This is a genomic window from Bacillus sp. TH13, assembly GCF_016651175.1.
Classification (GTDB): domain Bacteria; phylum Bacillota; class Bacilli; order Bacillales; family Bacillaceae_G; genus Bacillus_A; species Bacillus_A thuringiensis_S.
The window spans coordinates 975,552-1,001,455 of the sequence record NZ_JAEKEJ010000025.1 but is presented as its reverse complement, the minus strand read 5'-3'; the positions used below and the strand labels follow the sequence as shown (position 1 = coordinate 1,001,455).

Sequence of the window (25,904 nt, the reverse complement as noted above, 5' to 3'; positions counted from 1 at the left end):
AGAATGTAGGGAATATAATATCGCCGCAAGTGAAGAAAGAGAATGTAGGGAATATAATATCGCCGCAAGTGAAAAAAGAAAATGTAGGGAATATAGTGTCACCGCAAGTGAAGAAAGAAAATGTAGGGAATATAGTGTCACCACAAGTGAAGAAAGAGAATGTAGGAAATATAGTGTCACCACAAGTGAAGAAAGAGAATGTAGGAAATATAGTGTCACCACAAGTGAAGAAAGAAAACGTAGGGAATATAGTATCGCCAAATGTATCGAAAGAAAATGTAGTTATTCCGCAAGTCATACCGCCAAATATTCAAATGCCAAATATAATGCCAATTATGGATAACAACCAACCACCAAATATGATGCCAATTATGGATAATAATCAAATGCCGAATATGATGCCAATTATGGATAACAACCAACCACCGAATATAATGCCAATTATGGATAACAACCAACCACCAAATATGATGCCAATTATGGATAACAACCAAATGCCGAATATGATGCCAATTATGGATAACAATCAAATGCCGAATATGATGCCAATTATGGATAACAATCAAATGCCGAATATGATGCCAATTATGGATAACAACCAACCACCAAATATGATGCCAATTATGGATAACAACCAACCACCAAATATGATGCCAATTATGGATAATAATCAAATGCCGAATATAATGCCAATTATGGATAACAATCAAATGCCGAATATAATGCCAATTATGGATAACAATCAAATGCCGAATATAATGCCAATTATGGATAACAATCAAATGCCGAATATGATGCCAATCATGGATAACAATCAAATGCCGAATATGATGCCAATCATGGATAACAATCAACCACCGAATATGATGCCATATCAAATGCCGTATCAACAGCCTATGATGCCGCCGAATCCGTATTATCAACAACCAAATCCATATCAAATGCCATATCAGCAAGGAGCTCCGTTTGGACCGCAATATACGTCTATGCCAAACCCGAATATGATGCCAATGGATAATAATATGCCGCCGCTTGTGCAGGGTGAGGAAGATTGTGGATGCGGAGGAGAAAGTAGACTATATAGTCCACAACCAGGCGGTCCGCAATATGCGAATCCTTTATATTATCAACCAACTCAATCTGCATATGCACCACAGCCAGGAACGATGTATTATCAACCAGATCCACCAAATGTATTTGGAGAGCCCATTTCAGAAGAAGAGGACGAAGAAGAAGTTTAAAAAGGCGGGAGTATTCCCGCCTTTTTTGCATGCGTGTTAATTAAGGAAATGAAGGGTTTTTATGAAGTGCTAGAAAATTCCCAGTGAAATATTAACAGTGTAAAAACCCTCTCTGTTACTCATCATAAGAGGGAGCTTTTCAGAAGAGAAGCTCATTCTAACAGAGGGGGTTTTTGTATTGAATACGAAAGTAAAAGTGATTGCTGCTTCTTTGTTAGTTACCAGTGCATTAGCTGCATGTGGTACACCAAAAGATAACAATGCAATGGATGGACGTAACTACAATTACGAGCGTACATCTTATAATGATACACACCAGTATCGTGATAATGTAACGCGTAATGATCGCTATACAGATTATGTAACATATAGAAATGGTCGTAACGATACAGGATATAACAATTATTACCGAGATGTAAATTACAACGGTCAAATTGCTAATCCGCATCCAACACGTAATATTACAATGAACAATTCATACATTAACAATGATGGTAAAACAGCAGAAAAAATTACAAATCGTGTGAAACGTATGAATAACGTGGACCGTGTGTCTACAGTTGTATATGGAAACGATGTGGCGATTGCGGTAAAACCGCGTAATACAGTGACAAATGAAACGGCGATGGCGAACGAAATTCGTCAAGCTGTTGTAAATGAAGTTGGAAACAGAAACGTATATGTTTCTGTAAGAAATGATATGTTTACTCGTGTCGATGCAATGAGCACACGTCTACGTAACGGTACAGTTACAAACGATTTTAATCGTGATATAGGAAATATGTTCCGAGACATTCGTTACGGTTTAACTGGTACTATGCGATAGCAAAACAAAAGAGGAAGGGATAGCCCTTCCTCTTCATTCATCGTTGTCTTGTAAACGACGTTTTTTAATAAAATAACTAACGGAGTAAGAAACTAAAAAGCATATGAGGAAAACACTACCTGTTAGAATAGCTTCAAATAGAGGTCTTTCAGGACTGAAAATGATATAAATAATAGTAATAATAATTCCAATGAGAAGAGAGCGTAAAACAAGCTTGTAATAAGGGGTTAATTTTATTTCCTTTTCGCCTTCTTCTACATCGATTGAAACACTTAACTGTAAATAAGCAAGTAAAATACTCGTAAGCATAAATAATAGCCATAATGGAGATTTCGTAATTTGATTAGTTCCTTCAGTGAATCCGATATAGCCTAAAATTCCAACTATCCCAATGTATTGAAAAAGAAAGGCAATACGTATGTTTTTTAACGTTTGAAGAATGAGACGTTCATCCTTTATTTTTTTCACAATATTCATCCCCTGCTTATTATGATTTCGCTTTTACATTAATTGTAACATATATATTACAATTATCAATTTATAATTTACATAAAATAATTTGGATGAAAGAGGAAATAAGATATTTTTATAAACATGTTGCACTTATACTTTATTAATGTTATATTAGCAAAGCGATGAGCTAATTTACGTAAGACGAGAGATATGCTTAAGTGCTAAACACGCGAATGTGGTCGCCTGGTCTCTCGCCGTAAACGCATCAAGACGCCTGCTTTGCAGGCGTCTTTCATTTTATATAAAAGTAAATGATACATGCAGATGAGGTAAATCCCTATCTGCATTTTTTATTTTTTCGAAAGAAATGTAATATGGATAAAACCCCCATTTCCGGAAAAACTACTAATGAAAGTTTGATTTTGCCTAGAAGAGGTGAACGGAAATGAAATGGATACTGATTGCGATGCAAGCTTTCGTTATGATGTTTTGTTTCGTTTATGAAACGAATGTGAAGGCGGAAGGGCCAGTACCAGAAGTAACGAAAAAAGAACCCGAAGTTACAATTTTATTAGAGCGTATGTATGTTGATGGAGAAGTAAGTGAGGAAATACTTACAGAAAAAGTGGTGGATTTAGAAAAGTTTTTACAGCAGTATAAAGAATGGCAGCTCGTTGATCGTGATGATATACAAATTGTATTGCAAAAGAAAGTTGATGATATTTCTCCGTTATTGAAAACGAGCGGTTATTTTGGCGTGTCAGAGGAAGGGATATTACAAATTTTCAAAGGTGTACCGAAAAGTGATAATGCGATTCATTCCTTCTTCCAAATTGATATGAAAAAGCTTGAGAGTTATGAGCGTGCGAAATTGAAGCGTGGTATTCGGATTAAATCAAAAGAAGGTTTTGTAAAAACGATTGAAAAAATGAAGCAATACGCAGTGCAAAATAAGAAAAAAAGCAGCTCATGGTGAGCTGCTTTTTCTTACTTATTCTTAGCTAAAATTTCTTTTGCGATTTCATCGATTAGCATATCTTTTCCGATTGGATTGAATGCTTTCGTATTGAAGATTTCATTTGATACTTCATATACGTGATTGTTTTTAACCGCTTTATTGTCTTTCCAAACAGCACTGTTTTTGTAGTCTTCGTAAACTTTATCAGCTTCGCCGCCGAAGTTTACAATAAACATTTGGTCAGGCTGGAATGCAACTAGACCTTCTAATGATACTTGCGCCATCGTTTGTTTTAAATCCGTACCTTTTGTTGCTGGAAGCTTTAAGTCATTAAAGATGATGTCACCGTATCCGAAGCTGCCGTATACGCGGAAGTTTTGTGGTGTAACTGCAACGAACATAAAGTTCTCATCTTTTGTTTTGTCTTTAATTTTTTTAGATAAAGAGTCTGCTTTCTTATCGTAGTCTGCAATCCATTTGTCTGCTTTCTTCTCTTCGTCAAATAGCTTACCTACTTCTTTAAATTTACCACGCCAGTCTTCTAAGTTTGTTTCTAGAACAACTGTAGGTGCAACCTTTTCTAGTTGATCATAAATTTTTAATTGACGGTTGTTTAAAATAATTAAGTCTGGTTTTAAAGCAGTAACAGTTTCTAAATCAACTTTAGGTGCCCAGTACCAGCCTACTGCTTTTACTCCATCTAACTTATCTGTTAAGTGATTTTGGATTTTATCTTTATATGTATTTGCTGTACCAACAGGTTTGTGTCCAAGAAGTAATAGTTCTTCTGTTGATCCAGATAAGTCAACAATTCTCTTTGGATTTACTGGAATTGTTGCTTCACCTTTAGCATGTTTTATAACTTTAGTTTTCGGTTGTTCTTTTGCTTTCGATTCTTCTTTTTGAGAAGAGCAGCCAACGATAGAAAGAACAACAAGCATAATAGTAAATAAAATAAATAGCTTACGTTTCATCCTGATGTAACCCCTTTAATTAGTATTGATAATCATTATCGACCTCTGTATATTAAGGTGCTTTAACCTTTCTGTCAATGGAAAATAACAGAAGTTTCAAGTGGAGAACATTTGTTGGGGCAGTCTCGCTTTTCTATCATTAAATATGTTAAAATGGAATACATGATTTAAGAGGGAGAGATCGTATTTTGTTTGAATATGTTACAGGTTACGTGGAGTATGTAGGGCCGGAATATGTCGTAATTGATCATAATGGAATTGGTTATCAAATTTTCACACCGAATCCGTATGTATTTCAAAGAAGTAAGCAAGAAATCCGTGTCTATACATATCATTATGTGAGAGAAGATATTATGGCACTTTACGGGTTTAAAACACGTGAAGAGCGTTTATTATTTACAAAGTTGTTAGGCGTGTCTGGCATTGGGCCAAAAGGCGCTCTTGCAATTTTAGCTTCTGGTCAAACAGGACAGGTCGTTCAAGCGGTTGAGCATGAAGATGAGAAGTTTTTAGTGAAATTCCCAGGCGTCGGAAAGAAAACAGCACGCCAAATGATTTTAGATTTAAAAGGAAAACTAGCAGATGTCGTACCAGATGCATTTGTTGATTTATTCTCAGACACAGAACGTTTTGATGAGAAGAAAGGTTCATCAGCTGAGCTTGATGAGGCACTGGAAGCTCTGCGCGCACTTGGATACGCAGAACGCGAAGTTTCTCGCGTTGTACCAGAGTTATTAAAAGAATCATTAACGACGGATCAGTATATTAAAAAGGCACTTAGTCTTTTACTAAATGGTAAGAGGTGAGTATAATGGACGAACGTCTCCTTTCAGGGGAATCTGCATATGAAGATTCGGATTTAGAATATTCATTACGGCCACAGACGCTCCGTCAGTATATTGGCCAAGATAAAGCGAAACATAATTTAGAAGTATTTATTGAAGCGGCGAAAATGCGTGAAGAAACGTTAGATCATGTGCTTTTATATGGACCACCAGGTCTTGGTAAAACGACGCTTGCAAATATTATTGCAAATGAGATGGGCGTTAATGTTAGAACAACTTCAGGTCCGGCAATTGAAAGACCAGGAGATTTAGCTGCTGTATTAACAGCGCTTCAGCCAGGAGATGTATTATTTATTGATGAAATTCATCGTTTGCATAGATCAATTGAAGAAGTATTGTATCCTGCAATGGAAGACTTTTGCCTTGATATCGTAATTGGAAAAGGGCCTTCAGCACGTTCTGTACGGCTAGATTTACCGCCATTTACACTAGTTGGAGCAACGACCCGCGCCGGAGCATTATCGGCACCGCTTCGGGACCGATTCGGTGTACTTTCAAGGTTAGAGTATTACACAGTAGATCAGCTTTCTGCGATTGTTGAACGTACAGCAGAAGTATTCGAAGTTGAAATTGATTCGTTAGCTGCACTAGAAATTGCAAGGCGTGCTCGTGGTACACCTCGTATTGCAAATCGTCTTTTAAGACGTGTACGTGATTTCGCGCAAGTTCGTGGTAACGGAACGGTTACGATGGAAATTACACAAATGGCATTAGAGCTACTGCAAGTAGATAAATTAGGTTTAGATCATATTGATCATAAATTACTGCTTGGTATTATTGAGAAATTCCGTGGTGGTCCAGTTGGATTAGAAACGGTTTCAGCAACAATTGGAGAAGAATCTCATACGATTGAAGATGTGTATGAGCCGTATTTATTACAAATTGGCTTTTTACAACGAACGCCAAGGGGCCGAATTGTAACGCCGCTTGCGTATGAACATTTCGGAATGGAGATACCAAAAGTATGACGGAGATGCCAAAGCTACTTATTACAGCGGGGATCTTACTCATTGTTGTTGGATTAGCTTGGAAGTTCATTGGAAGGCTTCCAGGCGATATTTTTGTGAAAAAAGGAAACGTTACCTTTTATTTTCCTATCATTACATGTATTGTGTTAAGTATTGTATTATCTTTTATTATGTATATAATAAATCGATTCAAATAAGAAATAGGTGGATATAGCTATGGATATAAATCTGTTTGATTTTCATTTACCAGAAGAACTTATTGCACAAGTCCCGTTAGAAGATCGTGAAACATCAAGATTAATGGTGTTAGACCGTGAAACAGGTGATATTGAGCATAAACATTTTACGGACATTCTTTCCTACTTACATGAGGGGGATTGCTTAGTTTTAAATGAAACGAAAGTTATGCCTGCTCGTTTGCATGGTGTGAAAGAAGATACAGGCGCACACATTGAAGTACTTCTTTTAAAACAAGAAGAGGGCGATAAGTGGGAAACGCTTGTAAAGCCAGCGAAACGTGTAAAAGAAGGAACTGTTATCTCTTTTGGCGAAGGAAAATTAAAAGCAACTTGCACAGGAACTGCAGATCAAGGTGGACGTCAGCTTGAATTTTCATATGACGGCATCTTCTATGAAATTTTAGATGAACTTGGGGAAATGCCACTTCCTCCATATATTAAAGAGACGCTAGAAGATCGCGATCGCTATCAAACAGTATATGCGAAAGAAATCGGTTCAGCAGCAGCGCCGACTGCGGGACTTCACTTTACAGAAGAGTTACTTGAGAAGTTAAAGCAAAAAGGCGTTCAGTTAGCATTCATTACACTTCACGTAGGACTTGGAACATTTAGACCAGTTTCTGCAGACACGATTGAAGAACACCATATGCACGCAGAATATTACCATATGTCTGAAGAGACAGCAGCATTATTAAATCGTGTGAAAGAGAATGGTGGACGTATTATTACTGTAGGTACGACATCAACTCGTACGTTAGAAACAATTGCAACAGATCATGACGGTAAGCTTTGCGCCGCTTCTGGATGGACAGATATTTTCATGTATCCGGGATATGAATTTAAAGCAATTGATGGTTTAATTACAAACTTCCACTTGCCGAAATCAACATTAATCATGCTTGTAAGTGCATTTGCAAATAGAGATAATGTACTTCATGCTTACAATGAAGCAGTAAAAGAAAAATATCGTTTCTTTAGCTTCGGTGATGCAATGTTCGTTGCATCTCACGCTAAAATGAGAAACAAATAAAAGGAGTAAGTTATGACAGCAATTCGTTATGAATTTATTAAGACATGTAAACAAACGGGTGCCCGTTTAGGTCGTGTGCATACACCGCACGGTTCATTTGATACACCAACATTTATGCCAGTTGGTACACTTGCGACAGTTAAGACAATGTCACCAGAAGAATTAAAAGCAATGGATTCTGGCATTATTTTAAGTAATACGTATCATTTATGGCTACGTCCAGGTCATGAAATTATTCGTGAAGCAGGCGGCTTGCATAAATTTATGAACTGGGATCGTGCAATCTTAACAGACTCTGGTGGTTTCCAAGTATTCAGTTTAAGTGACTTCCGTCGTATTGAAGAGGAAGGCGTTCACTTCCGTAATCACTTAAATGGAGATAAATTATTCTTATCACCAGAAAAAGCGATGGAAATCCAAAATGCATTAGGTTCAGATATTATGATGGCATTTGATGAGTGTCCACCATTCCCGGCTACTTTTGAGTATATGAAGAAATCTGTAGAGCGTACAAGCCGCTGGGCAGAACGTTGCTTAAAAGCGCATGAACGTCCGCAAGATCAAGGTTTATTCGGTATTGTACAGGGTGGAGAGTACGAAGAGCTTCGTCGTCAAAGTGCTAAAGACCTTGTTTCAATGGACTTCCCTGGTTACGCTGTAGGTGGTTTATCTGTTGGTGAACCGAAAGATATTATGAACCGCGTGCTTGAGTTTACAACACCACTTCTTCCAGATAATAAGCCTCGTTACTTAATGGGTGTAGGTTCTCCTGACTCGTTAATCGATGGCGCAATTCGTGGTATTGATATGTTTGACTGCGTACTTCCAACTCGTATTGCTCGAAATGGTACATGTATGACAAGTGAAGGTCGCCTCGTTGTAAAAAATGCGAAATTCGCAAGAGACTTCGGTCCGCTTGACCCAAACTGTGATTGCTACACATGTAAAAATTACTCTCGTGCGTACATTCGTCACTTGATGAAATGTGATGAAACGTTCGGAATTCGTTTAACGTCTTATCACAATCTTCATTTTCTGTTAAACTTAATGGAGCAGGTGAGACAAGCTATTCGTGAAGACCGTCTTGGCGATTTCCGCGAAGAGTTCTTTGAACAGTATGGCTTTAATAAACCGAATGCTAAAAACTTCTAATACATAATTTAAAAGGAGGAACAAAAAATGAATGCAGGTATGATGAATATCGTTATGATTGTTGCGATGTTTGCGATTTTCTATTTCTTATTAATTCGCCCGCAACAAAAGCGTCAAAAAGCAGTTGCTCAAATGCAAAACGAATTAGCAAAAGGTGATGCTATCATAACAATTGGTGGCTTACACGGTACAATCGAATCAGTAGATGACACGAAAATTGTTATTAAATCTGGTGGTTCACACTTAACTTTCGATCGCAATGCGATTCGTGAAGTTGTGAAAAACTAATGTGGAAGGCCCTGCATGAAATGTGCAGGGCCTTTTTTAGTTACTTTGCTTTGATATATTTACACCGAAAATACCACCGAGTGTACTCGCACCCATTAATGCTAATTGATAAAGTAATTGTGAGTTCGATAAAGTTTGAGAAAAGCCTAAATAGTTAACTAGAAAAACGAGTATAGTGAACGTGAGACCTGTTGTGAGACCTACTAGCCACCCTTTCCCCTGTGCTTTTTTTCCAGCAATAAAACCAGACATAAGCATAGATAAAAGAGCGAGTATAAAAATAGTAACGGCTAATGTCCCTTCGTTTATATTCGTAAACTTTAATAAAAGAGCCATAATCATGCTAGTAAGAGATGCGAGAATTAATAGTGTAGTAATACCGAATCCGATTGCAGTGGATAATTTTTTCGTTCCATCCATTTATACATTCCCCCTTTTTAATACAAGCATATTTTCCTTTTGTCTAAGTTAGACTAGTTTCTTTTTTATAGGGGAGTCTATACGTAAAAAAGGAGATGTAGAAATGGAATGGATATCAATAATTGGACGGACAATGCTTTTGTATATCATCATCTTAATTATTTTTCGTCTTATGGGTAAACGTGAGATAGGAGAGCTAAGTGTATTAGATTTAGTCGTATTTATTATGCTTGGAGAAATGGCTGTAGTAGCAATTGAAAATACCGATAAATCACTTTGGCATCAATTAGTTCCGATGACTTTTCTTATGTGCATCCAAATTATTTTGTCAGTCATTTCCCTAAAGTATCAACGCTTTCGGCATTTAATAGAAGGTGAGCCGGCTATTCTTGTAAACGCGGGAAAGATTGATGAAAAGAAGATGAGAAAGCAACGTTATAATATAGATGATTTAATGATGCAATTAAGGGAGCAAGGAGTTGGAGATATTCGGGATGTAGAATATGCTATTTTGGAACCGTCTGGGAAGTTATCTGTCTTTCAAAAACAAAAAAATAAACAAGATGTATTGCAGTTTACTCTTCCTCTTATTATTGATGGAGAAATTCAATCTAGTCATTTACAAATGATTGAGCATACAGATGAATGGCTTATTGAGAAATTAAAAAACTTAGGTTATAACGATGTAACACAAATTTTATACTGTAGTTTTCAAAACGGAAAATTTTTTGTTGATGTAAAAGAAAATTAGAGATTTATCCTTTGAAAGAGTAAGAATGATTAGTTTAACTAATAATCAGTGGAGATTACCCCACTGATTAAAGTTTCAACTTATTTCAAAAATGAAAGTTTCCGAATGATAGGGAGACGACTTAACTCTTCTTTTCGAATGAGTTTGAAAGTGAAGAGAAGTACGATATAAACAATTGTTGTTAAAGTGATTTCCCATAATGTTTGTATGCCAAGGGAATGAGAGAAAATAATATATTTATGAATATAAAAACCGAAGGCGCCTGCGATACCGATGGCAAGTCCGCCGAAAATATAGTCTTTTGCGTAAATGGTAAATGTAATCTTTTTTAAAACAGTAGCGTAGTGAAGAAATGTTACTGTTACAATATTTGCAGCGATAGCGAGAGCAACTCCCATCATTTGAAATTCTGGCCTTGAGGCTAGTACAAAAATAACAATTAATTTCACGATGGCGCCAATAAATGTATTCATCATTGCAGCTCTTGCTAAGTTTAAAGCTTGCAAAACAGAGGTCAGTGGACTTTGGAAATAATGAAATAAAAAGCAAGGTGCAAGAAGTTGAATGAATGCTGTTGCGCTGTCTGATCCGTACATAAGAGTTAAAACAGGAGAAGCGAATACATATAATATAACGACAGACCATCCGCCGGTAATTAATGAAATTCGAAGTGCTTGTTGTAAGCGGTGCTCCACTAATTTATGTTGTCTTTTTGCCATCGCTTCACTAATAGAAGGGACGAGCGCTGTAGAAAGAGCGTATGTAATAAAGGCGGGTAGTGATAGAAGCGGGAATGCATAACCGTTTAACATGCCGTATTGCTGGGTTGCAACAGAAGCAGCGACACCAGCGATTGCTAAGCTTTGCATAACGACAATAGGTTCAAAAAAATATGAAACGGAGCCGATTAAACGACTTCCTGTAGTGGGAAGAGCTATATCCATAAGGGAATAAAATGTTCCTTTGCTCTCCTTTACAGTAGTGAAAAATCCAGAGCGTATTGATAAATGTTTTTCGCGCTGAAATAACGTGAGTAAAAATAGTAAGGATGCAACTTCACCGAGAACAGCTGATAACATAGCACCGGCTGCAGCATATTCTACGCCGTAAGGTAAAAATAATTGAATGCATATAGCGATAATGGTAATGCGGACAACTTGTTCTAGAACTTGTGCATAAGCGCTAGGTTTCATATTTTGTTTCCCTTGAAAGTAACCGCGCAAAACAGAAGAAATAGCAATAACAGGAACGACGGGCAAAATGGCTATTAATGGATAGTACGTTCTTTCGTCGGTTAATAATGTTTTTGCTAAAATAGGTGTGAGGAACATAATTCCGATTGTTAATATGATACTAATAACGGATGTAACAGCTAGTGATACAGTTAATATTTTTTTAACTCTTTGTTTATCGTTCACAGCTTCCGCTTCTGCTACAAATTTTGCGATTGCGACAGGAAGACCGATTTGTGTTAATGTAATTGCTAAAATGAATGTAGGAACGGCCATCATATAAAGACCAACGCCTTCTTCACCTAAAATACGTGCCATTACTATACGATTGATGAAACCGAGTATTTTTGTAATAAATCCGGCTATCATTAAAATAAATGCGCCTTTTAAAAAGCTTTGTCTCGTCATGTTCTTCTCCTACCTTCTCAAAATCAATGGAATGATTTACAATAATTTATATGCACGTACGAGACAAGAATGACAAGCATTTAAGAGAGTGAACTATGATAGCGCTCTTGAAAGTAGTTATTGCTGTCCATTAGAGCGGGATTAAAGCGACTTTTTCGTGCTGAAATAAGAAGGAGATGTTATAGATGTTAGATAAAGAGGCTTTGGTAGAATCATACCGCGGACAGTTACAAGTCGTTTTAGAAAGTAAAGTAGAAGAGTTTCACATGTTCGGTTACGACCGAGTGACAGATGATGATATTTGGAAGTTTCTCAAAGTGAAAAAGTGGAAAAAGATAGACAGTGATGTTAGATTATATGAATTGGTAAATGATGTATTAAGAGTAAGTGCTAATGAGTATATGACATATTTAACTGTTGAAGCGTACCAAGCGCCACTTTGGTCATTTGATGAGTACGAAAATAAATAACCGACTGCAATTGGTTTGTTCTTCCTTTTGCAGTATAATGATAGGTATTGATAATGAGGAAATAATTATGTCTAAGATCATATATAAAGGGGGTAGTGAAGAGAGAAAATAAATAATGGAAGTGTAGGTATTGTGAAAAGCTTACCGACACAGCTAGTGAGGAGCTAGCAAAATTATAGAAAGGAAGTCTACTAACTAGGCGCATGCACACGTATAAAAGTGAATCGTAAGAGATTTATTTAAAGTGTTAGTAGCAGAAAGAGGGTACATATGGCAAAGCGTGGTACGAGAATTGCCGCCTTTTTCCTCATCGTCTTATTAATCGGTGGAGTAATTGGTGCGGCAGGAAAAGACATAGCAAAAGGAATTAGTCTAGGACTAGACCTTCGCGGTGGTTTTGAAATTCTGTATGAAGTAAAACCAGCCAAAAAAGGTGATAAAATCGATCGAGACGTACTTGTAAGTACAGTAGGTGCTCTTGAAAATCGTGTCAATGTTCTCGGTGTAAGTGAGCCGAACATTCAAATCGAAGGGCAAGATCGAATTCGTGTACAGCTTGCTGGTGTACAAGATCAGCAAAAAGCACGTGAAATGTTATCAACACAAGCGAAATTAACATTCCGTGATGTGGATGATAACCTTCTTATGGATGGAACGGATTTAAAAGGCGGCGGAGCGAAGCAAACATTTGATGAGCAAGGCCGTGCGAGCGTAAGTCTTACACTAAAAAGCGCTGAAAAATTCCGTGAAGTAACTGAAAAGATTTCAAAAATGCCACCACCAACGAATTTAATGGTGATTTGGCTTGACTTTGAAGAAGGAAAAGATTCATATAAAGCAGAATCTGCAAAACCGAATCCGAAGTTCTTATCAGCGGCAACAGTAAGCCAAGTATTTAACCAAGCTGAGGTATCTATTGTAGGTGGAAACTTCACAGTTGAAAGTGCGAAACAACTTTCATCTTTATTAAATGCAGGTGCACTTCCTGTTGATTTAAAAGAAATGTATTCAACATCTGTTGGAGCGAAATTTGGTCAACAAGCGTTAGAGCAAACGATTTTCGCTAGTGCGATTGGTATCGCTCTTATTTTCTTATTTATGCTTGTATTCTACCGTTTACCAGGACTTGTAGCGGTTATTATGTTAGGTCTATACATTTTCGTTACATTACTTGTCTTTAACTGGATGCATGCAGTTCTTACGTTGCCAGGTATTGCGGCGTTAGTGCTCGGGGTAGGTATCGCAGTTGATGCGAATATTATTACGTACGAGAGACTGAAAGAAGAGCTGAAAATTGGTAAGTCCATGATGTCGGCATTTCGTGCTGGTAACCATCGTTCATTAGCAACAATTCTAGATGCAAACGTTACGACTCTTGCAGCAGCTGGTGTATTATTCGTTTATGGTAATAGCTCTGTAAAAGGATTCGCAACAAGTTTAATCGTAAGTATTTTAGTTGGTTTTATTACCAACGTATTCGGTACTCGTTTCTTACTAGGTTTACTTGTAAAGAGCCGTTACTTTGATAAAAAACCAGGATATTTTGGTGTGAAACAAAAGGATATTATTCCATTAACAAAAGGTGTAGTACATCCGCCAACGAGATTTGATCGTATTAACTTCGTAAATATCGGTCATAAATTCCTTATCTTCTCGATTGTAGTTGTAATTGCGGGTGCAATTATCTTACCAATTTTTAAATTGAATCTTGGTATTGACTTTGCAAGTGGTACACGTATTGACTTGCAATCAAAACAAGCCGTTACGGTGTCTGATGTTCATAAAGATTTTAAAGAATTGAACATTGATGTGAAGGAAGAAAATATTGTACCGACTGGAGATGACAATAAAGGTTTCGCAGTTCGTACATTAGGTGTTTTATCAAAAGATGAAATTGCGAAAACAAAAACATTCTTCCACGATAAATATGGTACAGATCCAAACATAAGTACAGTTTCACCGACAATCGGGAAAGAAATTGCACGAAATGCATTTATCGCTGTACTGATTGCTTCTGCAGTTATCATTTTATACGTAAGTATTCGATTCCGATTTACGTATGCGTTATCTGCAGTGCTTGCGTTACTACATGACGCATTCGTTATGGTTGTTATGTTTAGTATTTTCCAATTGGAGGTAGACTTAACGTTTATCGCTGCAGTACTAACAATCATCGGTTATTCTATTAATGACTCGATTGTTACATTTGATAGAAATCGTGAATTATACAAACAGAAAAAACGAGTACGCGATATAAAAGATCTAGAAGAAATCGTAAATGCAAGTATTCGCCAAACGCTTGGTCGCTCGATTAACACCGTATTAACAGTGTTATTCCCAGTAATTGCACTGCTTATCTTCGGTAGTGAGTCACTACGTAACTTCTCGTTTGCGTTACTTGTTGGATTAATTGTAGGTACGTACTCTTCTGTTTTCGTTGCTTCTCAAATTTGGTTAATGCTTGAAAACCGTCGTTTGAAAAGAGGTAAAAACAAGAAGAAGGTTGAGAAAGTAGAATCTGAACCGCAAGTATAGAAAAGATGATGTCTCTTTATGAGGCATCTCTTTTTTCGTTTGTGGATACAATAAGATAGCAACTTTTTAACGGAAATAATATGGAAGAAAGTGGTGGTGTTATCGCTGTTTTTGTTAAAATAAAAAGATAGGTTAAGAAAAGAAGGGATTTTAATTATGGAAAAAGATGAACGTTTTAAACAGGCCGAGTTTGGTGCTATTGTCGGGATCGTTGGTAATATTATATTAGCAATTGTAAAGGCGGTAATTGGTTATATTGGGAACAGTAAAGCACTGTTAGCAGATGCGGTGCATTCTGCATCAGATGTAATTGGTTCGCTAGCTGTACTTTTTGGATTGCGAGCGGCAAAGCAGCCACCTGATGAAGATCATCCGTATGGTCATGGTAAAGCGGAATCGATTTCAGCGATTATTGTTGCGGTATTATTATTTATTGTGGGACTCGAGATAGCGATTTCTTCTATAAAAGCTTTTTCGCAGGAACTAGAACCACCGAAAGGAATTACGATTTTTGCTGTTGTTCTTTCGATTATCGTGAAAGAAGGAATGTTCCAATATAAATTCCGATTAGGGAAGAGGGTAAATAGTGATGCAATTATTGCAAATGCATATGAGCACCGTTCGGATGTATTTTCTTCAATTGCAGCTTTAATCGGTATTTGTGCAGCTATAATCGGTGGTAAGCTTGGTATAGACTGGCTTGTATACGCTGATCCGATTGCAGGATTAGCTGTTTCACTTCTTGTTGTAAAAATGGCATGGAGCATTGGAGCGGAAGCAATTCATGCAACGCTTGACCATGTTCTTCATGAGGAGGATGTTATTCCGCTTAGAGAAGCAGTTCTTCAAGTAGATGGTGTGAAAAAAATTGGTTCTTTATATGCACGGGAGCATGGTCATTATGTTATTGTCGATATTAAAGTGTCTGTAGATCCATACATTACTGTAGAAGAAGGACACCGCATTGGAAAACATGTGAAAGAAATACTTATGAAACAAGATAATGTACAAAATGTATTCGTACATATAAATCCGTATTCTCCAAATTAAACATTATTAACATTTTAGTATATAGATATTGCATCGTAGTTTGCATTATATTGTCACCCCTTAATCTGTCTTGTATAATGAACAGGTTAAGGGGTGATTTCGTGTTACAACCGAAGACGCGTTGGAAAGAAAAAGAATATAATGACGAGCGAGTGAGTGAATTAGCAAGTAAATTACAGTTATCGCCACTTGTCGTTTCATTATTCCTCGGTAGAGGACTAGATACAGAAGATAAGATTTTAGATTTTTTAAATACAGAAAATCAAGAATTTCATGATCCATTTTTATTAGAAGGAATGGATAGAACGGTAGAACGTGTAAATAAGGCGATTCAAAATGGAGAGCAAATATTAATATTTGGTGATTACGATGCGGACGGAGTAAGTAGTACGACGGTTTTATATCTTGCTCTTCAAGAATTAGGTGCAGAAGTAGAATTTTACATTCCGAATCGTTTTACAGAAGGGTATGGACCGAACGAAGAAGCGTTTCGTTGGGCGCATAGCGCAGGTTTCTCACTGATTATTACTGTCGACACTGGCATCGCAGCAGTACATGAAGCGAATGTAGCGAAGGAGCTTGGAATAGATCTAATTATTACAGATCACCATGAGCCACCGCCAGAATTGCCAGAAGCACTTGCCATTATACATCCGAAATTAGAAGGTGGCGTATATCCGTTTCACTATTTAGCTGGTGTAGGTGTTGCGTTTAAAGTTGCGCATGCACTATTAGGCCGTGTGCCAGAACATTTATTAGAGATTGCAGTAATCGGTACAGTAGCCGATTTAGTATCACTTCATGGTGAAAATAGGTTGCTAGTGAAACGCGGTTTAAAACATATGCGTATGACGAAAAATATCGGACTAAAGGCGCTATTTAAAGTTGCTAACGTTTCGCAAAGTGAAATTACAGAAGAGAGTATTGGCTTCTCAATTGCACCGCGTATTAATGCGGTCGGACGTTTAGAAGATGCTACGCCGGCTGTACACCTTTTACTATCAGATGATCCAGAGGAAGCGAAAGAGTTGGCCGAAGAAATTGATGAGCTGAATAAACTGCGAAAAGATATTGTAAAGCAAATTACAGAAGAGGCTATCGCTGAAGTTGAAAATAACTTCCCACCAGAAGAAAACAAAGTATTAGTACTTGCAAAAGAAGGCTGGAACCCAGGGGTAATTGGAATTGTTGCTTCTAAATTAGTTGAACGTTTTTATCGTCCGACGATTGTATTAAGCATCGATCCTATAAAAGAAACAGCAAAAGGCTCAGCGCGTAGTATTGCAGGATTTGATTTGTTTGCAAACTTATCAGATTGTAGAAAGTTATTGCCACACTTCGGAGGGCATCCGATGGCAGCGGGAATGACGCTACATATGAATGATGTAGATGAATTACGTCGGCGCTTAAACGAACAAGCAGATGCAATTTTAACAGAAGAAGATTTTATTCCAATTACAGCAGTTGATGTTTTTTGCAAAGTAGAGGATGTAACGCTAGCGGCAATTGAAGATATGCAAAAACTAGCACCGTTTGGTATTGGAAATCCGAAACCACGTATTGCAGTGAAAGATGCAGAGTTAGAAAGTATTCGCGCAATCGGATCAGATGGTTCTCATTTAAAAATGGCTCTTCGTGATGGACAAGCAACACTGGATACAATTGGATTCGGTTTCGGTGCATATGCGAAAGAAATCTCTCCAGTTGCAAAGGTATCTGTAATAGGGGAAGCCTCCATCAATGAATGGAATAATTTTAAGAAGCCACAACTAATGGTACAAGATATTGCTGTAGAGGCGTGGCAATTATTTGATTGGCGTAGTATGCGTAATGCAGAAGCAAATTTAGCAGAACTTCCGAAAGAAAAAATAACAATGGTGTATTTTTCTGAAGAGGTATTGAATAAATTTTCTTTAGAGGACTATAAAGAAAAGCTTATGCATGCGTCAGAAGTAACGCATTTAGATGATCAATACATCGTGTTACTCGATTTGCCAAAAGGAACAGATGAATTACGTGAGTTATTTAAAGTAGGATTCCCAGCGCGAATTTATACGCTGTTTTATCAAGAGAATAACCATTTATTTAGTACAGTTCCTACGAGAGAACACTTTAAATGGTACTATTCTTTCTTAAACCAAAAAACACCATTTTCTTTAAGGCAATATGGAGAACAACTATGTCGTCATAAAGGTTGGTCAAAAGATACAGTAAATTTCATGACACAGGTGTTTTTTGAGTTAGAATTTGTTACAATAAAAGATGGCGTCATTTTTATGGCAGACAAAAAACAAAAGCGTGATTTAATTGAATCGAACACATATCGTGAGAAAATGAACCACTTACAATTAGAAAAAGAATTGGTTTATAGCACATATCAGCAACTATATACATGGTTTGAAACGATTCGTAATCATAAAGAAGTAGAACAGTTAGGGTAAAGGATTTGTATTTACAAACCTTTTAGATCTGAGGAGGATTCAGAAATATGGATTTCAAGCAACATATCGCAATTGTACCGGATTATCCGAAAGAAGGTATTGTGTTCAAAGACATTACACCTTTAATGAATGACGGTAAAGCATACAAAGCAGCAACAGATGCAATCGTTGAGTACGCAAAAGAAAGAGATATCGATGTTGTAGTAGGACCAGAAGCTCGTGGTTTCATTATCGGTTGCCCAGTTTCTTATGCGTTAGAAGTAGGATTTGCACCAGTTCGTAAATTAGGAAAATTACCACGTGAAGTAATTACAGTTGACTACGGTAAAGAATATGGTAAAGATGTTTTAACAATCCATAAAGATGCAATTAAGCCAGGTCAACGCGTATTAATTACAGATGATCTATTAGCTACAGGTGGAACAATCGAAGCGACAATTAAGTTAGTTGAAGAGCTAGGCGGAGTTGTAGCAGGGATTGCATTCTTAGTAGAGCTTACTTACTTAGATGGTCGTAAAATGTTAGATGGTTACGATGTATTAGTATTAGAAAAATACTAATCACTATATAGGTAAAACTACGGTGATAAAAAGTACCCGTGAATCTCTTGGAGAGGAGCGGGTACTTTTGTATAATTGAACAAAAAATCATGGTGAAATGTCAGTAAAATCTTTTCCTTTTCACAATTCACAATCATTGGGTTATAATGATAGAATATAATTTATTCTATTAAATAAAGATAAAGTCAATTTTCAATAAAAGGTGATTCGATGGCAAATGAGCAGGTACTAACAGCTGAACAGGTACTCGAGAAAGCAAGTCAATATTTAGCGGATGAAGATATTGAGCTAGTGGCACGTGCCTATGAATATGCACGTGATGCGCATAGCGAACAATATAGAAAATCGGGTGAACCGTATATTATTCATCCGATTCAAGTTGCAGGTATTTTAGTTGATTTACACATGGATCCAGCTACGGTATCAGCAGGTTTCTTACATGATGTAGTGGAAGATACAGAGATTACGTTAGAAGATATTGAACGGGAATTTAACAAAGAAATTGCTATGCTTGTTGATGGTGTTACAAAGCTTGGGAAAATCAAATATAAATCTCACGAACAACAACAAGCAGAAAACCATCGCAAAATGTTTATTGCAATGGCTCAAGATATTCGAGTTATTTTAATTAAACTAGCTGATCGTCTTCATAACATGCGTACATTGAAACATTTGCCTCAAGAGAAGCAGCGTCGCATAGCGAATGAAACGTTAGAAATCTTTGCACCTTTAGCACATAGACTCGGAATTAGTACTATTAAATGGGAGCTAGAGGATACGTCACTTCGCTATTTAAATCCACAGCAATATTATCGTATTGTAAATTTAATGAAGCGTAAACGTGCAGAACGTGAAGAATACTTAGACGAAGTAATGACTGGTATTCGTGAGAAATTAAAAGAAGTTGCAATTCAACCTGAGATTTCTGGAAGACCGAAACATATTTACAGTATTTATCGTAAAATGGCACTGCAAAATAAGCAGTTCAATGAAATTTACGATTTATTAGCTGTACGTGTTGTTGTAAATAGTATTAAAGATTGTTATGCGGTGCTTGGAATTATTCATACGTGCTGGAAGCCGATGCCAGGTCGTTTTAAAGATTATATTGCAATGCCAAAAGCAAATCTATATCAATCTCTTCATACGACCGTAATTGGACCGAAAGGTGATCCACTTGAAGTGCAAATTCGTACGAAAGAAATGCACGAAATTGCAGAATTCGGGATCGCGGCACACTGGGCGTATAAAGAAGGAAAAACAGCAGAAACAACAGGTACATTAGAGAAGAAACTCACATGGTTCCGTCAAATATTAGAATGGCAAAATGAAGCTTCTAATGCAGAAGAATTTATGGAGTCATTAAAAATTGATTTATTCTCTGACATGGTATTCGTCTTTACACCGAAAGGCGATGTAATGGAATTACCACTTGGATCGGTTCCGATTGATTTCGCGTATCGTGTCCATTCGGAAATTGGGAATAAAACAATTGGTGCAAAAGTAAACGGTAAAATGGTGACGCTGGATTATAAATTAAAAACAGGCGACATCATTGAAATTTTAACGTCGAAACATTCGTATGGCCCAAGTCAAGATTGGGTAAAACTTGCTCAAACATCTCATGCAAAAAATAAAATTCGTCAATTCTTTAAGAAACAACGTAGAGACGAAAATATTGAAAAAGGCCGTGAACTTGTTGAAAAGGAAGTACGTGGTCTAGAGTATGAGATGAAAGAAGTATTAGCGCCTGATAACTTAAAACGCGTCGCTGAGAAATTTAACTTTGCAAATGAAGAAGATATGTTTGCAGCAGTTGGATATAGCGGAATTACAGCTTCGCAAATTGTTACGCGACTAACGGACAAGTTCCGCAAACAACGCGAAGAAGAAGAGATTGTTGAAGTTAAAGAAGTTCGTAAACCGATGAAAATTCGAAAATGGGATTCTGGTGTAAAGGTAAGCGGTGCTGATAATTTATTAATCCGTTTATCGAAATGCTGTAACCCAGTTCCGGGCGATGATATCGTTGGGTATATTACAAAAGGCCGAGGCGTATCGATTCACCGCCGTGATTGTGTAAATGTTCATACAGAAGAAGCTGTAGAACGATTATTAGAAGTAGAGTGGGAAGGTAGCCCTGAAAAAGAAATTGAGTATAACGTTGATATTGAAATTTCAGGTTACGATCGCCGTGGTTTATTAAATGAAGTACTGCAAGCTGTTACAGAGACGAAAACGTACATTTCAGCTGTTTCTGGTAGAAGTGACCGTAATAAGATGGCGACAATTAATATGTCAATCTCAATTCGTAACTTACAACATTTGAAAAAAGTAGTAGAACGCATTAAACGTGTTCCGGAAATTTATGCAGTACGACGCATGATGCATTAATAGGGAGTGTAGAAAGATGAGAGTTGTTTTACAACGATCAAAGAAAGCGTCTGTCACGGTAGACGGTGAGATCGTAGGACAAATTCCGTTCGGTTTAACATTACTAGTTGGCATTACGCACGAAGATACAGAAAAAGATGCAACTTACATTGCGGAAAAAATTGCAAACTTACGTATCTTTGAAGATGAGAGCGGAAAGATGAATCATTCTGTACTTGATGTAGAAGGACAAGTTCTATCTATTTCGCAATTCACATTATACGGAGATTGTCGCAAGGGGAGACGTCCAAACTTTATGGATGCTGCGAAACCTGACTATGCAGAGCGTTTATACGATTTCTTTAATGAAGAAGTTCGCAAACAAGGATTGCATGTAGAAACAGGGAAGTTCGGAGCAATGATGGACGTTTCTTTAATCAATGATGGTCCGGTGACCTTAATTGTAGAAAGTAAATAGTGTTGATAAAAAAGAGAGGATTATATAATCCTCTCTTTTTTATACATTGTTGTATGTTTTGTTCATTTATCATAGGATTAATTTGAAGGGGAATAAAAGGAAAAGAAGGTGTAGTATGCTTCAAGAATTTAATATAGCTTTACGTTTTATGCTAGAGTTATGTATTCTTGGGATTGTTGGATACTGGGGGGTTCGAGTAGGAACAACAACAGCTATAAAAATTACACTTGCTATTATTATTCCGATTGTTGTTGCTGCCATTTGGGGGTTATTTGGAGCTCCACATGCAGAATGGGAAATACAAGGTATATTACATGTATTATTAGAAATTATCGTATTTGGAGTAGGTGTTGCAGCGTTATATCATTTGAAGCATCATATGCTAGCAAGTGGACTGGCTATTGTTATTGTTGTAAATCGAATACTAATGTTTATTTGGAATCAATAGCTGTTTCAGTTATGTATAACTCTCTAATTAATATGGAACAATAAAAAGTAAAACATCTATATTGAATGTGAGGGATATACGTATGCGTATGAATGAAAAAGGGCATTCTGTTACAAATGGTGCAAATCAACTGTTTAACGTAAATTTTCATGATTTTATTTCAAAAGAGCAAAACAATACTTCAATGGAGCTTGCTTCTGAGTTTGGGATTTCTCTTCAAGATGTAAAGCGTCTAAAGAAGCAGATTGAACGCTCTTAGAGTACTTGACAATCCTACTCAACAAACGTATAGTAATTTTATATTTACATATGAATATAACCGTTGATAGAGAAGAGTAAATGAGACACACATGGAAAGAGAAGAAATGTCTTAGGCTGAAAACATTTCTGCATGATGACTGATTGAATGACACTCTAGAGGTTTCAACTTGAACGGCATATATGCTTAGTAGGGATGAACGCACATTTAAGCGTTATTAAAAAAGTGGAAGCATACGTGCTTCAATTAGGGTGGCACCACGGGTATAATACTCTCGTCCCTACTGTTCAAACAGTAGAGGCGGGAGTTTTTTTATTTTTATTAAGATTAAAACAATTTGAGGAGGAACTGAATATGTCTATTCAAATCCCACGCGGAACGCAAGATATTCTTCCAGGCACTGTTGAGTTATGGCAGTATATCGAAGGGCAAGCACGCGAAATTTGCCGTCGTTACAACTATAAAGAAATTCGTACACCAATTTTTGAACACACTGAGCTATTTTTACGTGGTGTTGGTGATACGACAGATATCGTACAAAAAGAAATGTACTCATTCCAAGATCGTGGAGAGCGCAGTTTAACATTACGTCCAGAAGGTACTGCACCTGTTGTACGTTCTTACGTTGAAAACAAAATGTTCGGTGATGCAACACAACCAACGAAATTATACTATATCGGTCAAATGTTCCGTTACGAAAGACCACAAGCAGGTCGCTATCGTCAATTCGTACAATTTGGTATTGAAGCAATCGGTAGTAACGATCCTGCAATTGATGCAGAAGTAATCGCACTTGCTGTAGAGTTTTACCGCGGCATGGGCTTGAAAAATATTAAAGTTGTATTAAACAGTTTAGGTGATGCAGCGAGCCGTCAAGCGCACCGTGATGCGTTAATCGCACACTTTGAGCCACGTATCGGCGAGTTCTGTTCTGACTGTCAATCTCGTTTAGAAAAGAACCCTCTTCGTATTTTAGATTGTAAGAAGGACCGTAACCATGAATTAATGGGAACAGCACCATCTATTACAGAATACTTAAACGAAGATTCAGCAGTATACTACGATAAAGTTCAAGAACTATTAACGATGATGGATGTTCCATTTGAAAAAGATCCGAACTTAGTACGTGGTTTAGACTACTATCAACACACTGTTTTTGAAATTATGAGTGAGGCAGAAGGTTTCGGTGCGATCACTACATTAAGCGGTGGTGGCCGTTATAACGGACTTGTACAAGAAATCGGTGGACCAGAAATGCCAGGTATCGGTTTTGCAATGAGTATTGAACGTTTAATTATGGCGCTAAAAGCTGAAAATATTGAATTACCACTTGAACATAGCATTGATTGTTACGTTGTAGCGCTCGGTGAAAAAGCGAAAGACCATGCTGCAAAAGTTGCGTTCAATCTTCGTAAAGCTGGATTGTCAGTTGAAAAAGATTATTTAGATCGCAAAATGAAAGCACAATTTAAATCAGCAGATCGTCTAAAGGCGAAATTTGTAGCTGTATTAGGAGAAGATGAGCTAGATAAAGGCATCATTAACTTAAAAGATATGGCAACAGGTGAACAAGAAGAAGTAGCGTTAGATGTATTTGCTTCATACGTAGCAGAGAAATTAATATAGGGGGAACTTACAGTGGCTGAAAGAACACATGCATGTGGAAAAGTAACAGTAGAAGCTGTTGGACAAACAGTTCAATTAAAAGGTTGGGTACAAAAACGCCGTGACTTAGGTGGATTAATCTTTATCGATTTACGTGACCGTACAGGTATCGTACAAGTTGTATTTAACCCAGAAACATCAAAAGAAGCGTTAGAAGTAGCAGAAACAATTCGTAGTGAATACGTATTACACGTAGAAGGTACAGTTGTTGAACGTGGTGAAGGCGCAATTAATGACAATATGGCAACTGGTCGTATTGAAGTACAAGCAACAAAAGTAAATGTACTAAATGCAGCGAAAACAACGCCAATTATCATTGCTGATGATACAGATGCATCAGAAGATGTGCGTTTAAAATATCGTTATTTAGACTTACGTCGTCCTGTAATGTTCAACACATTCAAAATGCGTCACGACGTAACAAAAACAATTCGTAATTTCTTAGATACAGAAGAGTTTTTAGAAGTCGAAACACCAATTTTAACGAAAAGCACGCCAGAAGGAGCTCGTGACTATTTAGTACCAAGTCGTGTACATGATGGTGAATTCTATGCATTACCACAGTCACCACAGTTATTTAAACAGCTTCTTATGGTCGGCGGATTTGAGCGTTACTATCAAGTAGCACGTTGTTTCCGTGACGAAGATTTACGTGCGGACCGTCAACCAGAATTCACGCAAATCGATATCGAAGCTTCATTCTTAACACAAGATGAAATTTTAGATATGATGGAGCGTATGATGAAGAAAGTTATGAAGGATGCAAAAGGTGTAGAAGTTAGTGCACCATTCCCTCGTATGAAATATGCTGATGCAATGGCTCGCTACGGTTCTGATAAGCCAGATACACGCTTTGAAATGGAACTAACAGACTTATCTGAGTTTGCAGCAGGTTGTGGCTTTAAAGTGTTTACAAGTGCTGTAGAAAGCGGCGGACAAGTAAAAGCAATTAATGCAAAAGGTGCTGCAAGCAAATACTCTCGTAAAGACATCGATGCATTAACTGAATTCGTGAAAGTATACGGTGCAAAAGGTCTAGCTTGGCTTAAAGTTGAAGAAGACGGCCTAAAAGGACCGATTGCGAAATTCTTCGGTGAAGAAGATGCAAACGTGTTAATGAGTACATTAGAAGCTACTGCTGGTGACTTATTACTATTCGTAGCAGATAAGAAGAGCGTTGTTGCAGATAGCTTAGGCGCACTTCGTTTACGTCTAGGTAAAGAGCTTGAGTTAATTGACGAAAGTAAATTTAACTTCCTGTGGGTAACTGATTGGCCACTTCTTGAGTACGATGAAGATGCAGATCGTTACTTCGCAGCTCACCACCCATTCACAATGCCATTCCGTGAAGACGTTGAGCTACTAGAAACAACACCAGAAAAAGCGCGTGCACAAGCATATGACCTTGTATTAAACGGTTATGAGCTTGGTGGCGGATCACTTCGTATTTACGAGCGTGACGTACAAGAAAAAATGTTCAAAGCACTTGGATTCTCACAAGAAGAAGCGCAAGAGCAATTCGGATTCTTATTAGAAGCATTCGAATACGGTACACCACCACACGGCGGAATCGCATTAGGTTTAGACCGTCTTGTTATGTTACTTGCAGGCCGTACGAACCTTCGTGATACAATTGCATTCCCGAAAACAGCAAGCGCAAGCTGCTTATTAACAGAAGCTCCAAGCCCAGTTGCAGAAGCGCAGCTTGAAGAACTGAACTTAAAATTAAGCTTGAAAGAAGAGAAGTAAGAATAGGGTCTAGATGGTTATACTATAACCGTCTAGGCTTTTTTTGAGAGGAAGTTTAAAAAAGTCCGGTTCAGATGGAGGTCGCATTTCG

At 37.3% G+C, this 25,904-nt stretch carries 24 protein-coding genes and 1 other annotated feature; of the genes, 20 read left to right on the top strand and 4 right to left on the bottom strand.

From position 1 onward, the window contains the following. Positions 1 to 1,419 precede the first annotated feature (1,419 nt). The gene (locus JFU02_RS13445) at positions 1,420 to 2,067 is read left to right on the top strand and encodes a YhcN/YlaJ family sporulation lipoprotein (protein WP_001093530.1); all 648 of its coding nucleotides are present in this window, start codon (positions 1,420 to 1,422) and stop codon (positions 2,065 to 2,067) included. 33 nt (positions 2,068 to 2,100) lie between these two features. Here the strand turns inward: JFU02_RS13445 and JFU02_RS13440 are convergent, their stop codons facing one another. After that, positions 2,101 to 2,544 carry a branched-chain amino acid ABC transporter substrate-binding protein gene (locus JFU02_RS13440; RefSeq protein WP_098867584.1) on the bottom strand — a complete coding sequence of 148 codons (444 nt, stop codon included), beginning with the start codon at positions 2,542 to 2,544 and terminating at the stop codon, positions 2,101 to 2,103. Between the two features lie 421 nt (positions 2,545 to 2,965). Between JFU02_RS13440 and JFU02_RS13435 the strand changes: the two genes are divergently transcribed. Beyond that, positions 2,966 to 3,496, top strand: coding sequence for a BofC C-terminal domain-containing protein (locus JFU02_RS13435; RefSeq protein WP_098285577.1), 531 nt, complete (start codon positions 2,966 to 2,968; stop codon positions 3,494 to 3,496). Positions 3,497 to 3,507: 11 nt separating this feature from the next. Here JFU02_RS13435 and JFU02_RS13430 read toward each other — a convergent pair whose 3' ends face one another. Then, complete coding sequence (locus tag JFU02_RS13430; protein WP_201071126.1) at positions 3,508 to 4,452, bottom strand: iron-hydroxamate ABC transporter substrate-binding protein; 945 nt, start codon at positions 4,450 to 4,452, stop codon at positions 3,508 to 3,510. 188 nt (positions 4,453 to 4,640) lie between these two features. Here JFU02_RS13430 and ruvA point away from each other — a divergent pair, with 188 nt between their 5' ends. Genes ruvA through yajC form a run of 6 tightly spaced genes read left to right on the top strand, consistent with a single transcriptional unit; the run spans position 4,641 to position 8,974 of the window. Next, positions 4,641 to 5,258 (top strand): Holliday junction DNA helicase RuvA, encoded by a 618-nt coding sequence (ruvA, locus tag JFU02_RS13425; protein WP_000464517.1) that lies wholly within the window; start codon positions 4,641 to 4,643, stop codon positions 5,256 to 5,258. 5 nt (positions 5,259 to 5,263) lie between these two features. Then, the gene (gene ruvB / locus JFU02_RS13420; RefSeq protein WP_000344464.1) at positions 5,264 to 6,265 is read left to right on the top strand and encodes a Holliday junction branch migration DNA helicase RuvB; all 1,002 of its coding nucleotides are present in this window, start codon (positions 5,264 to 5,266) and stop codon (positions 6,263 to 6,265) included. After that, a complete protein-coding gene (locus tag JFU02_RS13415) occupies positions 6,262 to 6,462 on the top strand; it encodes a DUF2905 domain-containing protein (RefSeq protein WP_000138162.1) in 201 nt (66 codons plus the stop codon). Before ruvB ends, JFU02_RS13415 begins: the two co-directional genes overlap by 4 nt. A 19-nt stretch (positions 6,463 to 6,481) precedes the next feature. After that, positions 6,482 to 7,534, top strand: a complete 1,053-nt coding sequence (gene queA / locus JFU02_RS13410) for a tRNA preQ1(34) S-adenosylmethionine ribosyltransferase-isomerase QueA (RefSeq protein ID WP_000354014.1) — start codon at positions 6,482 to 6,484, stop codon at positions 7,532 to 7,534. 12 nt (positions 7,535 to 7,546) lie between these two features. Next, complete coding sequence (tgt, locus tag JFU02_RS13405) at positions 7,547 to 8,686, top strand: tRNA guanosine(34) transglycosylase Tgt (protein WP_000125365.1); 1,140 nt, start codon at positions 7,547 to 7,549, stop codon at positions 8,684 to 8,686. A 27-nt stretch (positions 8,687 to 8,713) separates the two neighbouring features. After that, positions 8,714 to 8,974: a preprotein translocase subunit YajC gene (yajC, locus tag JFU02_RS13400; RefSeq protein WP_000991113.1), complete on the top strand. Its 261-nt coding sequence runs from the start codon at positions 8,714 to 8,716 to the stop codon at positions 8,972 to 8,974. Between the two features lie 36 nt (positions 8,975 to 9,010). On the opposite strand, the gene JFU02_RS13395 is transcribed toward yajC, so the two are convergent. After that, positions 9,011 to 9,394: a TIGR04086 family membrane protein gene (locus JFU02_RS13395; protein ID WP_086407261.1), complete on the bottom strand. Its 384-nt coding sequence runs from the start codon at positions 9,392 to 9,394 to the stop codon at positions 9,011 to 9,013. A gap of 103 nt (positions 9,395 to 9,497) precedes the next feature. Here JFU02_RS13395 and JFU02_RS13390 point away from each other — a divergent pair, with 103 nt between their 5' ends. Beyond that, a complete protein-coding gene (locus JFU02_RS13390; protein ID WP_086407260.1) occupies positions 9,498 to 10,145 on the top strand; it encodes a DUF421 domain-containing protein in 648 nt (215 codons plus the stop codon). Positions 10,146 to 10,225: 80 nt separating this feature from the next. On the opposite strand, the gene spoVB is transcribed toward JFU02_RS13390, so the two are convergent. Further along, a complete protein-coding gene (spoVB, locus tag JFU02_RS13385; RefSeq protein ID WP_061666268.1) occupies positions 10,226 to 11,785 on the bottom strand; it encodes a stage V sporulation protein B in 1,560 nt (519 codons plus the stop codon). 185 nt (positions 11,786 to 11,970) lie between these two features. Between spoVB and JFU02_RS13380 the strand changes: the two genes are divergently transcribed. The 11 genes from JFU02_RS13380 (at position 11,971) to aspS (ending at position 25,813) form a co-directional block, all read left to right on the top strand. Next, positions 11,971 to 12,255, top strand: coding sequence for a post-transcriptional regulator (locus JFU02_RS13380; RefSeq protein ID WP_000884549.1), 285 nt, complete (start codon positions 11,971 to 11,973; stop codon positions 12,253 to 12,255). Positions 12,256 to 12,525: 270 nt separating this feature from the next. After that, a complete protein-coding gene (secDF, locus tag JFU02_RS13375) occupies positions 12,526 to 14,790 on the top strand; it encodes a protein translocase subunit SecDF (protein WP_001119082.1) in 2,265 nt (754 codons plus the stop codon). 156 nt (positions 14,791 to 14,946) lie between these two features. Next, entirely contained in the window at positions 14,947 to 15,840 is an 894-nt protein-coding gene (locus JFU02_RS13370; protein ID WP_000409737.1) for a cation diffusion facilitator family transporter, read from the top strand. Between the two features lie 101 nt (positions 15,841 to 15,941). Continuing rightward, a complete protein-coding gene (recJ, locus tag JFU02_RS13365) occupies positions 15,942 to 18,281 on the top strand; it encodes a single-stranded-DNA-specific exonuclease RecJ (RefSeq protein WP_098013584.1) in 2,340 nt (779 codons plus the stop codon). Positions 18,282 to 18,328: 47 nt separating this feature from the next. Continuing rightward, positions 18,329 to 18,841: an adenine phosphoribosyltransferase gene (locus JFU02_RS13360; protein WP_000346215.1), complete on the top strand. Its 513-nt coding sequence runs from the start codon at positions 18,329 to 18,331 to the stop codon at positions 18,839 to 18,841. Between the two features lie 210 nt (positions 18,842 to 19,051). Then, positions 19,052 to 21,235, top strand: coding sequence for a GTP diphosphokinase (relA, locus tag JFU02_RS13355; RefSeq protein WP_001262795.1), 2,184 nt, complete (start codon positions 19,052 to 19,054; stop codon positions 21,233 to 21,235). A 16-nt stretch (positions 21,236 to 21,251) separates the two neighbouring features. Beyond that, entirely contained in the window at positions 21,252 to 21,692 is a 441-nt protein-coding gene (locus JFU02_RS13350) for a D-tyrosyl-tRNA(Tyr) deacylase (RefSeq protein ID WP_001266965.1), read from the top strand. Positions 21,693 to 21,807: 115 nt separating this feature from the next. After that, on the top strand, positions 21,808 to 22,140 hold the full coding sequence (locus JFU02_RS13345) for a YrdB family protein (RefSeq protein WP_000938753.1): 333 nt from the start codon (positions 21,808 to 21,810) through the stop codon (positions 22,138 to 22,140). A gap of 82 nt (positions 22,141 to 22,222) precedes the next feature. Then, complete coding sequence (locus JFU02_RS13340; RefSeq protein ID WP_001242605.1) at positions 22,223 to 22,399, top strand: hypothetical protein; 177 nt, start codon at positions 22,223 to 22,225, stop codon at positions 22,397 to 22,399. A gap of 54 nt (positions 22,400 to 22,453) precedes the next feature. Beyond that, positions 22,454 to 22,684 (top strand) — a binding site (T-box leader). Between the two features lie 69 nt (positions 22,685 to 22,753). Beyond that, on the top strand, positions 22,754 to 24,025 hold the full coding sequence (hisS, locus tag JFU02_RS13335; RefSeq protein WP_000027086.1) for a histidine--tRNA ligase: 1,272 nt from the start codon (positions 22,754 to 22,756) through the stop codon (positions 24,023 to 24,025). Positions 24,026 to 24,037: 12 nt separating this feature from the next. Further along, the gene (aspS, locus tag JFU02_RS13330) at positions 24,038 to 25,813 is read left to right on the top strand and encodes an aspartate--tRNA ligase (protein ID WP_201071122.1); all 1,776 of its coding nucleotides are present in this window, start codon (positions 24,038 to 24,040) and stop codon (positions 25,811 to 25,813) included. Positions 25,814 to 25,904 lie beyond the last annotated feature (91 nt).